10 protein-coding genes are annotated in these 9,454 nt (G+C 70.4%); 5 read left to right on the top strand and 5 right to left on the bottom strand.

The features are described 5' to 3' along the window. A partial coding sequence (gene xseA / locus ACY45C_RS08870) for an exodeoxyribonuclease VII large subunit (protein ID WP_462187143.1) occupies positions 1 to 698 on the top strand: 698 nt, incomplete at its 5' end. A 68-nt stretch (positions 699 to 766) separates the two neighbouring features. Here the strand turns inward: xseA and ACY45C_RS08875 are convergent. Beyond that, positions 767 to 1,036 carry an exodeoxyribonuclease VII small subunit gene (locus ACY45C_RS08875; protein ID WP_462187144.1) on the bottom strand — a complete coding sequence of 90 codons (270 nt, stop codon included), beginning with the start codon at positions 1,034 to 1,036 and terminating at the stop codon, positions 767 to 769. A gap of 559 nt (positions 1,037 to 1,595) precedes the next feature. Between ACY45C_RS08875 and ACY45C_RS08880 the strand changes: the two genes are divergently transcribed. Then, positions 1,596 to 1,802, top strand: a complete 207-nt coding sequence (locus ACY45C_RS08880) for a hypothetical protein (protein ID WP_462187145.1) — start codon at positions 1,596 to 1,598, stop codon at positions 1,800 to 1,802. Between the two features lie 71 nt (positions 1,803 to 1,873). Here ACY45C_RS08880 and ACY45C_RS08885 read toward each other — a convergent pair whose 3' ends face one another. Next, positions 1,874 to 2,449, bottom strand: a complete 576-nt coding sequence (locus ACY45C_RS08885; protein ID WP_462187146.1) for a DUF4245 domain-containing protein — start codon at positions 2,447 to 2,449, stop codon at positions 1,874 to 1,876. Between the two features lie 437 nt (positions 2,450 to 2,886). Between ACY45C_RS08885 and glpX the strand changes: the two genes are divergently transcribed. Further along, positions 2,887 to 3,891 carry a class II fructose-bisphosphatase gene (gene glpX / locus ACY45C_RS08890; RefSeq protein WP_462187147.1) on the top strand — a complete coding sequence of 335 codons (1,005 nt, stop codon included), beginning with the start codon at positions 2,887 to 2,889 and terminating at the stop codon, positions 3,889 to 3,891. A gap of 128 nt (positions 3,892 to 4,019) precedes the next feature. Beyond that, on the top strand, positions 4,020 to 4,847 hold the full coding sequence (locus ACY45C_RS08895; protein WP_462187148.1) for a sterol desaturase family protein: 828 nt from the start codon (positions 4,020 to 4,022) through the stop codon (positions 4,845 to 4,847). On the opposite strand, the gene ACY45C_RS08900 is transcribed toward ACY45C_RS08895, so the two are convergent. The 3 genes from ACY45C_RS08900 to ACY45C_RS08910 all read right to left on the bottom strand — a co-directional run bounded on the left by ACY45C_RS08900 (position 4,751) and on the right by ACY45C_RS08910 (position 8,137). Continuing rightward, positions 4,751 to 5,587: a polysaccharide deacetylase family protein gene (locus tag ACY45C_RS08900; protein ID WP_462187156.1), complete on the bottom strand. Its 837-nt coding sequence runs from the start codon at positions 5,585 to 5,587 to the stop codon at positions 4,751 to 4,753. The genes ACY45C_RS08895 and ACY45C_RS08900 overlap by 97 nt on opposite strands. A gap of 385 nt (positions 5,588 to 5,972) precedes the next feature. Beyond that, complete coding sequence (locus tag ACY45C_RS08905; RefSeq protein WP_462187157.1) at positions 5,973 to 6,539, bottom strand: DUF6542 domain-containing protein; 567 nt, start codon at positions 6,537 to 6,539, stop codon at positions 5,973 to 5,975. A gap of 146 nt (positions 6,540 to 6,685) precedes the next feature. Next, a complete protein-coding gene (locus tag ACY45C_RS08910) occupies positions 6,686 to 8,137 on the bottom strand; it encodes a DNA recombination protein RmuC (RefSeq protein ID WP_462187149.1) in 1,452 nt (483 codons plus the stop codon). A gap of 171 nt (positions 8,138 to 8,308) precedes the next feature. Here ACY45C_RS08910 and ychF point away from each other — a divergent pair, with 171 nt between their 5' ends. Then, positions 8,309 to 9,385, top strand: a complete 1,077-nt coding sequence (ychF, locus tag ACY45C_RS08915) for a redox-regulated ATPase YchF (RefSeq protein WP_462187150.1) — start codon at positions 8,309 to 8,311, stop codon at positions 9,383 to 9,385. Positions 9,386 to 9,454: the final 69 nt, after the last annotated feature.

The raw sequence follows: 9,454 nt of genomic DNA on the forward strand, positions 1-9,454 counted from the left end.
TGTTACGGGAGGTGGCCGTCCAGGGGCCTCTCGCGGTCGCCCAGGTCATCGACGCGCTGCGGGAACTCGACGCGCGTGCCGAAGTGGAGGTGATCGTCATCGCTCGTGGCGGCGGGTCGCTGGAGGATCTGCTGCCCTTCTTTGACGAGGCGCTGCTGCGGGCCGTCGTGGCCGCGCGTACCCCGGTGGTGTCGGCAATCGGACACGAGCAGGACACCCCTTTGCTCGATTTTGTCGCCGACGTCCGCGCCTCCACACCGACGGACGCGGCGAAGAGGGTGGTGCCGGACGTCGGTGAGCAGGCGATCGCGGTCGCCCAGCTGCGGGCCCGGGCCCGGCGGGTCGTCGAGCACCGGCTCGACCGGGAGGAACGTTGGCTGGCGGACACCCGGGGGCGCCCCGTGCTCGCAACGCCCACGCGCGACGTGGGCCGCAGAGCGGACGACGTGTCGGCGCTCCTCGCCCGTTCGCGCCGCTGCGTCCGCCACATGATAGATGTGACCGGGAACGATCTGGCCGCCACCCGCGCCCGGATGCGCGCGCTGTCGCCGGCGGCGACCCTCGACCGCGGGTACGCCGTGGTGCAGCGCACCGTGGATGGTGCGGTTGTGCGCGGGCCTGCCGAGGTTGCGGCCGGGGACGGGCTCGCCATCCGGGTGGCGGGCGGAACGCTGCGCGCGACGGTCGTGGACGGCTGAGCAGGCCCGGCGGCCCGTCGGCTGGAGGGGCCGCTCGCTCAGGAGACGCTCAGGAGATCAGGAGACGCTCAGGGGAGTGGAGTCGCCGCGGCCAGTCGAGCGCGGGCGCCGTCGAGCAGCGCCTGACAGGTCCTGGCGAGCTCCTCGCCCCGTGCCCAGAGGATCAGTGACTCCTCCAAACTCACCCCGCCGGCCTCCAACCGGCGGACGACCTCCTCGAGTTCGGCCCGCGCGGCCTCGTAGGTGACCGGTGGGGCCGGGACGCCCGGCGGGGGGACATCGGCGGAGCCCGAGGCGTGACCGGTAGGGCTGTCGTTGAATGCTTCGGGCATGGCCACCTCCGTGCCGCCTCCGTGGCCCTCTAACCTCTAGAACCCTCTATGCCTCTACAACCCTCTACAGCGAGGTCCGCTCAATCCGTGGACCGCGCGGTTCCGGGCCGGCCCCGGCGGAGCGGGGAGGCCCCCTGCCTCGGGGTGCCATCGTTTCAGGATGCCATCGGCGTTTGCGGCTCGGTCCCGGTGGGCTATCGGTGATTACGGGTTCGGCCCCGACTCAGCATCCACCGTTGGGCGACCCGACGGCCAGGGAGCACCGGCGTGGCGATTTCCCCTCCGCCTGGCCAACATGATATCCAACAAGGAACAATCATGGCTGAACCCGGTCGGTCCGGTAGAGATCCATAGTACAAGGTCACTGCACGGCGTTTCAGGTCGGTCGCGGTCCGAGACGGACCACGTCCGGCCTGGCACACTGGCCGTTACCCGCAGGACATCCAGTCCGGAGGTAGCAATGCCCGCGCTACGCCCGACGCCTCGTCGCCGGCCTCTCGGCGACCTCGCCCGAGAGTACGCTCCGCCTTCGGTTGCCGCCGTGGGTGCCGTGCCGAGGGGTGGGATGACCGGGACGCGGGGTGGCGGCGCCCACCTCGGATGGCGGATGCCGACGACGGGCCCGCTGCTACGTCGGGCGGCCGGGCTGGTCATCGGCATGGCGATTCTCATCCCGGCCGCCACCGCGCTGGAGGGTGGGGGCGAGCCACCGGCCGCAACGGCCGTCGCGCCCGCACGGCCTCCCGTCATCGCGGTCGCCGTCCAGCGATGACCGGGTTCGCGCTGACCGGGCGGCTTGCACCGACCGGGTTCCCACCGACCAGGCTCGCACCGGCGGCGCGATCAGTTCGTGGCGGCGGGAACGACCGGTCGCAGTGACGCGGCGAGGGTGACCAGATCGGCCTGATTCGCCCCGCCTTTGCCGCCTCCATCATCCACGATCACGGTGACGCCGCCGTCGGTCCGGGTGAGCGCGAGATGCCCATCGCCGTCCCGGCGTTGCTGCCAGGCGACGCCTTCCACATCGACCGTGCCGTTGGCCGGTCGGTTCCCCAGGATCCGCTGGACCGCGGTGGGAGCGTTGCTCTCGACGAAGCGAGCGAACGTCCGATGGTCGGGCCGATCGACGACATAGCCGATCGTCGCCTCGGCGGGACCACCGTCGGCACCACCGGTGGGCAGCGTCAGGCGGATGGAGGTCGGCTTCCAATAGGAGGGCAGGCCAGCCGGCCCGAGTGGGGAGTAGGGCGCCTGGCGGGCGAACGCCGCCATCGGCTCACTCGTCGCGACGACCTTGACCGTGGGCTCGTCGCTTCCGCGGGGCATGACGAAGATGACGAAGAGCAGGACACCCGCCATGACTACGGCGAGAGAGAGCGCCATGTCTCTGATCGTTTCCTGACCGCGTCGTCGTGCCACGTCCCCATCTTCCAGGTCTGAGCCCCCGGATGGGCACCCAGACCACGTCTGGGCGGCTCGCAGGGGTGGTGGTGTGTTCAGGCTCTCGCCCGGCTGGATGGCCTTATCGGGGAGCGCGGGGTGAGGAACCGGCCACGCCGGGACCTGTCGGGCAGCCGTCACGCCCCCTCCGCGTGACGGCTGCCCGATGCTTCGTTGGACGCGCGTACCGGGTTGAAGGTTGCGTGCCTCTTCGGCGGATTCGAGGTGTCGTGTCGACGACAGGCCGGATTTGCCGGACGGCCGCAGGCACACCTCCGCGGCGGGATAGGGTCATGAAGGTATATTCGGCGTCACTCTGGGCCTATCTCGGGCGCCGACGGGGCTCCCGAACTAGGCTCGGGGCCGTGTCTTCCACTGCTGAATCCTCCGTTTCCAGGCCTTCCGACGCCTCGTCCGTGCCCGACACGCTGGCCGTGCAGGGACAGGCTCCGGATCGCAACCTCGCGCTCGAACTTGTCCGGGTAACCGAGGCAGCCGCGCTCGCCGCGGCGCGCTGGGTCGGCCGTGGTGACAAGAACGGCGCGGACGGGGCCGCCGTCGACGCGATGCGCCGACTGGTCGGCACCGTCTCGATGCGCGGGGTCGTCGTGATCGGCGAGGGGGAGAAGGACGAGGCCCCCATGCTGTTCAACGGCGAGGTGGTCGGTTCGGGGGAAGGGCCCGAGTGCGACGTCGCCGTGGATCCCGTGGACGGTACGACGCTGACCTCCAAGGGGATGAATAACGCCATCTCGGTTATGGCGGTCAGCGAGCGTGGCTCGATGTACGACGCGAGCGCGTGTTTCTACATGGAGAAACTGGTCACCGGCCCGGAGGCGGCCGGGGCGGTGGATATCACGGCCTCGGTGGAGGACAACATCCGCGCCGTGGCGAAGGCCAAGGAGATCCTCCCGCGGGACGTCACCGTGGTGGTCTTGGACCGGCCCCGGCACAGCCAACTGGTCGAGCAGATCAGGGCGGCCGGCGCCCGAGTTAAGCTGATCTCCGACGGCGACGTCGCCGGAGCGGTGATGGCCGCCTCGGCGGACACCGGCGTGGACCTGCTGCTAGGGATCGGCGGCACTCCCGAGGGGATCATCACGGCCTGCGCGGTGACCTGCCTGGGCGGAGTGATCCAGGGCCGGCTGTGGCCGCGGGACGACGCGGAGTATCGCAAGGTCGCTGACCTCGGGGGCGACCCGACCCGGGTACTGTCCACCCGGGACCTCGTCGACAGTGACAACGTCTTCTTCGTGGCGACCGGCATCACGGACGGCGAACTGCTCGCCGGGGTGCGGTACCGGCCGGGCGGGGCGAACACGTCCTCGCTGGTGATGCGGTCACGCTCGGGCACCATCCGCCGAGTGGACAGCCAGCATCAGCTCACCAAGCTGCAGGCGTACTCCACCGTCCCGTTCTGAGCCGCCGCTGTCCCGGTCGCCACTCCGGTCGCAGCTCCGATCCAAGTCGCCGGTCCGGTCGGAGTTCCGTACAGTTTCCATGCTGTTCCGGTTCCGTTCCGACTCCGATCTGGTCGGGAGGTGGTCGCATGGTGCTCTACCCGCGACCTTCCGTCCCCGCGAGGGTGTTCGCGCGCCTCGACCCCCCGGGACCGCACGGCAGCGCCGCGGAGGTCCGGACGCTGGCGGGTGCGGCACGCAGGTTCCTGCGCCATCCACGGCCCCCCGTCCTGCTTGGTTGCGTGGGGACGCTTGCCGCCCTGCGGGCGGTCCGAGGCCCGTGGCGGATCCGGGACACCGGCGTCGCGGTGGCTGCCATGGCGGCGCAGCCCTTCGTCGAGTGGAGTGTGCACCGGATACTGCTCCACGCCCGGCCGGGCAGCCGGCTGGGATCGATCGGTTACCAGCTTGCCGGATACGGGCACGAGCAGCATCACCGCGATCCGACCAACCTCGACACGATGTTCTTGCGCCCCCGCGAGGTGATCAGCGGAACCGTCGCCGTCGCGGCGCCGGCGCTGCTCGGGCCGCCGTGGGCGGCGACCGGCGCGCTCTGCCTCGGGATGGGTGCGCTCGTCTACGACTGGACGCATTTCCTCATCCATACCCGGGTCCCCCCGCGCACGGCCTACTACCGGCGGTTGTGGCGAGGGCATCGTTTGCACCACTACCGCAACGAGCGGTACTGGCTCGGGGTGACCAGTCCGCTCGGTGATCTGGCCCTGCGCACCGACCCGCCGCGGGACGCCGTGGCACTCTCGCTGACCGCCCGCGGGCGGAGTACCGCCGCCACCCCGTCTGCTCAGTTTGTTCGGCCTGTTCAGTGCTCCGGCAGGGCCTGTGACGGCGAGCTGAGGCTGGGGGATGCGAGGTCGCCCGGGTCCCCGGTGCCGGTTACCGGGCCAGGATCAGGCTGACCGAGCCGGGGGGTGAAAAGATCGGGCTGACGGGCTGCGCGCCGAAACCGATGGGTGTGGGCTCGTGGCACCGTGAGAGGCGGCGCGGGCCGCCCGACGCCTTCCAACCACGCGAGAAGCCGGCTGTCGGGCGTGTTCGCCTCGACGGTCAACCGAGCGAGGGCGAAGCGGTCGTCGGCGGGATGCGAGAGGACGTCGCGTACCGCGCAGGCCGAACTGTAGCCGGCCGAGATCACAAGCTGGCGTACGGACGGGTCGTATCCGCCGAGGGGGTAGGCGAACGTGCGAGGTTCGTCCCCGGTCGCCACGGCCAGCCGACGACGCGACAGCGTCAGTTCGGCGATCACGTCGGTCCGCGCCAGCTCGTCCAGCCGCCGTCCGGTGTGACCGGATCCGCCGATTTCTATCCCGAGACCCCGTATTCGATGAAGGTCGGTCCGGTTGAAATAGCCCGGATCACCGACCCGCGAACTGGTCACGAATACCGTCGCCGTCAGACCCGTCTCGGCCAGCCGGCGGAGAGCCTTCAAGGTTTCCACGCCGCCGTCGTCGAAGGTGATGACGACCGGGTTGGCCGACGAGGTGGCCGCGCGCAGGGATGCGGCATATTTCGACACGGTGAGCGCCTGCCGGCCGGAGGCGGCGATGATGGCGCAGTGCCGCATGAAGGTCGAGAAGGGGATCAGCCGACGTCGCGGGCCGCGTGGCGGCTGCGTGTCGAGAGACCGGTAGCGCAACATCGGGATCACCGGGGTTCTCCCCGCTGAGCAGGGACTGGCGGTCACCGGGACCCGGCCGGCTCACCAGCGGACAGGACGTGCTCGCCGGAGAAAGCGTGAGACGTGCACGACAAGCGGGCCTCCCTACGTCCGCCGCCTCCAGGGGATGCGGCACCCGATAGGCCAGTGGAAGTGCGCCTGAGCGGCGGGTGCGTGATGCGGCATGGAATCTAGCACGAGCTGCGGCAATAGGTGTGGTCGCGTTGCCGGTGTTTGTCGTCGGCCGTTCCAGCTACATGCCTGTTATTGTTTTTATTGAGGGCGCGGATTTACTCATGGGTCGGTTGTGGCGGTACGGCCGACCTGGCGTGGGGAACTGGCGCGGGGAAGCGGCGGTCCGGGCCTACTATGACCGGCGTCGGCGCTCGGCGGCCGACTGCGAGAGGGAACGTTGCCGCTCGCGGCGCGCCACCTGGGCGCGGCGACCCCGGAAGAGCGCGATGACGGCCACCAGGATGAAGGCCGTCAGCAGGATCGGAGCGTGAAAGATCATCTCCGAGCCGACGTCGATGGCCTTGTTGCGCAGGCCGGAGCTGCCGTCCCCGGCCGCGGGGTTCAGGTAGCCGACGCCGAGGGCGATGAGCGCGTAGGCGAGCGGCGGCATGATCACTACGCCGATGAGGTCATCCGCATGCACGCGGACCGCGGCGAGGACGCACGAGCCGATGAACAGCACGCCGAAGGCGAACTTCAGGGAACCGAAGATCGCGGAGTCCACGATGGCACCTAGCCCACCGAGGACGAGGACGAGGATGCCGGTGCCGAGCGCGGTGAGGCCCCGGCGGCTGCCCGTGAACAGCGTGGGCGGCGGCCCACCCGCCCGACCGCGCGAGCTGCGGGCGTACAGATCGTCATGCCCGCGAGCGCGTGCGGATCTGTCCGGCGGTCCGGCCGACTGCCGGTGAGGCGGCACACTCACGAAGGCAAGGTACCGCCCGCAGATTTCCAATGCGTCAGGGCGATGCGCCAGACATGCGCATCAGCTCTCGTATTTGAGCTTTCGGTGTCGATCTCACTGCTTTCCGTTGCTTAAGCCTCCTTATGCTAGTCGTCTGCGTCTCATCTGACCGGATCTGCGCCGTCAGAGGTCTGATACCCGGCATCGACTCCGAGGTCCTCTATGGCGCCACCCCGCCCGGTCGTCGCGCCCTCCCCGGTACTCCTCAGGAGCTCGGCGGCGGACAGCGGCCGCACGCCGGTCTCCACCGGAACCGGACTGGGGAGCCCCGCCTCGACGACTTCCATGGCCGCGAGCCGGCGGGCAGGGGTCAGCACCCGGCTTTCCAACGAGCCGACGGTGGCGTTGAAGTCCCCCACCGCCCGGCCGAGCGAGCGACCGAGGCGATCGACGTGTTCGCCCAGGGTGCCGAGGCGGGTGTAGAGGTCGCGACCCAGCTCGAAGATCTCTTTCGTCCGTGCGGTCAGCGCATCCTGAGTCCAAGCGTGGGCGATGGTGCGCAGCATGGCGATCAGCGTGGTTGGGGTAGCGATGATGACTTTCTTGCCGGCGGCGTGTTCGAGCAGGCCGGGATCGTGATCGAGGGCAGGGGCCAGGAACGCCTCGGCGGGGACGAAGAGCACCACGAACTCCGGGGACGACGGCAGCCGCCGCCAGTAGGACTTGGCGCCGAGGCCGTCGACATGCGCACGCAGATGGCGGGCGTGGGCGGCCATCCGGCGCGCGCGATGGTCCTCGTCCGTCGTGTCGGCGGCCTCCAGGAACGCGCTGAGCGGAACCTTCGCGTCGACGACCACGTTGCGGCCACCGGCAAGATGGACGACCATGTCGGGCCGTTGCGGGCCGTCGTCGCCCTGGATCGTCATCTGCTCGGTGAAGTCGCAGCGGTTGAGCATGCCGGCCACCTCTGCCACCCGGCGCAGCTGCATCTCGCCCCAGGCACCGCGGGTCTGGGGCCGGCGCAGCACGGTCACGAGCGCGGCGGTCTCCGACCGGAGGTTCTCCGACGCCTCACGGGCGAACCGCACCTGCTCGACGAGCGCCGCGTAGGCCTCGGTGCGCGCGGTCTCCAGCTCCCGCAGCCGGTCTTCCATCCGCCCGAGGGCCTCCCGCAGCGGCGTCACCATGCTCTCGACCGCCGAACGACGGGCGTCGAGGTCGCCGCGGGCACGGGCGCCGGCCTCGTCCAGCCGGGCGGAGGCCAGCTCCACCAACTGACGGCTCGCGCCCTCCAGAGCCTGCGCGGACAGCGCTCGGAAGCTCTCGGCGAGCCGGTCCTGGCTCTGCTCGACCAGCGCCACCCGCTCGGCCGCCGCTCGCTGCTCGTACTCCAGCGCGGTGCGCAGGCTGGACACGTCCGACTCGGCCAGCATCGCGCGCTCGGCAGCGGCGGCGGCGGCCTCCCGGGCCTGGTCGCGCTCCCGCATGGCGGCGGCGTGCGCGGCCGTGAGCGCGGCGACCCGCGGATCGGCGAAGCGGCGCGCGGCGGCGAATCCGCCCATGGCGCCGAGAGCCAGCCCGATCAGGGCCAGCAGCGCGCTGGTCGTGTCCACGGGAGAGAGGCAATCACGGCCCTCCGACAGTTTCGCGCGGTTTCGCGGCGAGTCGGTCCCCGGCGGGGCCCTTCCCGGCGGGGCGCTTCCCGGTGAGCGGCCGCAGGGCCCGTAGCCGTGAGGCCCGTAGCCGTGAGGCCCGTAGCCGTGAGGCCCGTAAACTGACCGGCCATGGGCTTGTCGATCGGGATCGTCGGGCTGCCCAACGTCGGCAAGTCCACGTTGTTCAACGCCCTGACGCGCAATGAGGTGCTGGCCGCGAACTACCCGTTCGCGACGATCGAGCCGAACGTGGGCGTGGTCGGGGTGCCCGATCCGCGTCTCGGCGAGCTCGCGAAGTTCTACGACAGCGCCCGGACGGTGCCGGCCACGGTCAGCTTCGTGGACATCGCCGGCCTGGTCCGAGGCGCGTCCGAGGGGCAGGGCCTGGGGAACCGCTTCCTCGCGAACATCCGCGAGTCCGACGCGGTCTGCCAGGTCGTCCGGGTGTTCTCCGATCCTGACGTGGTGCACGTCGAGGGCAGGGTCGACCCGGCCGACGACATCGAGACGATCAACACCGAGCTGATCCTCGCCGATCTGCAGACCGTCGACGCGCGCCTGCCGAAGCTGGAGAAGGAGGCCCGGGCCGACAAGGCGAAGCAGCCGTTGCTGGCCGCGGTGAAGGCCGCGCGCGAGGTGCTTGACGCCGGTCGCACGCTGTCCTCGGAACCGAAGATCGATCGCGACGCCCTGCGGGAGCTTTTCCTGCTCACCGCCAAGCCCTTCCTCTACGTCTTCAACGTCGACGAGGACGTCTTCGCCGATCCCGGTCGGCGCAAGGAACTTGTCGGGTCCGTCGCGCCCGCGGACGCGATCGTGCTGTGCGCCAAGGTCGAGGCCGAACTGGCCGAGCTCGACGAGGCCGACGCCGCGGAGCTGCTGGCCTCGCTCGGCCAGGAGGAGAGCGGCCTCGCCCAGCTGGCCCGGATCGGTTTCCACACCCTCGGGCTCCAGACGTTCCTGACGGCCGGCCCGAAGGAGGCCCGGGCCTGGACCATCAGGGCCGGGGCGACCGCGCCGGAGGCCGCCGGGGCCATCCACACCGACTTCCAGTGTGGCTTCATCAAGGCCGAGATCGTCTCGTACGACGCCCTGATCGCGGCCGGTTCGATGGCCGCCGCCCGCGCGGCCGGCAAGGTGCGCATGGAGGGCAAGGACTACGTGATGGCCGACGGCGACGTCGTGGAGTTCCGCTTCAACGTCTGAGCAGCCTCCCGACCGCTATGGTCTCTTATACACATCTGACGCTGCCGACGAATTAGACGGTGTAGATCT

It is taken from the genome of Frankia sp. CcWB2 (genome assembly GCF_977927585.1).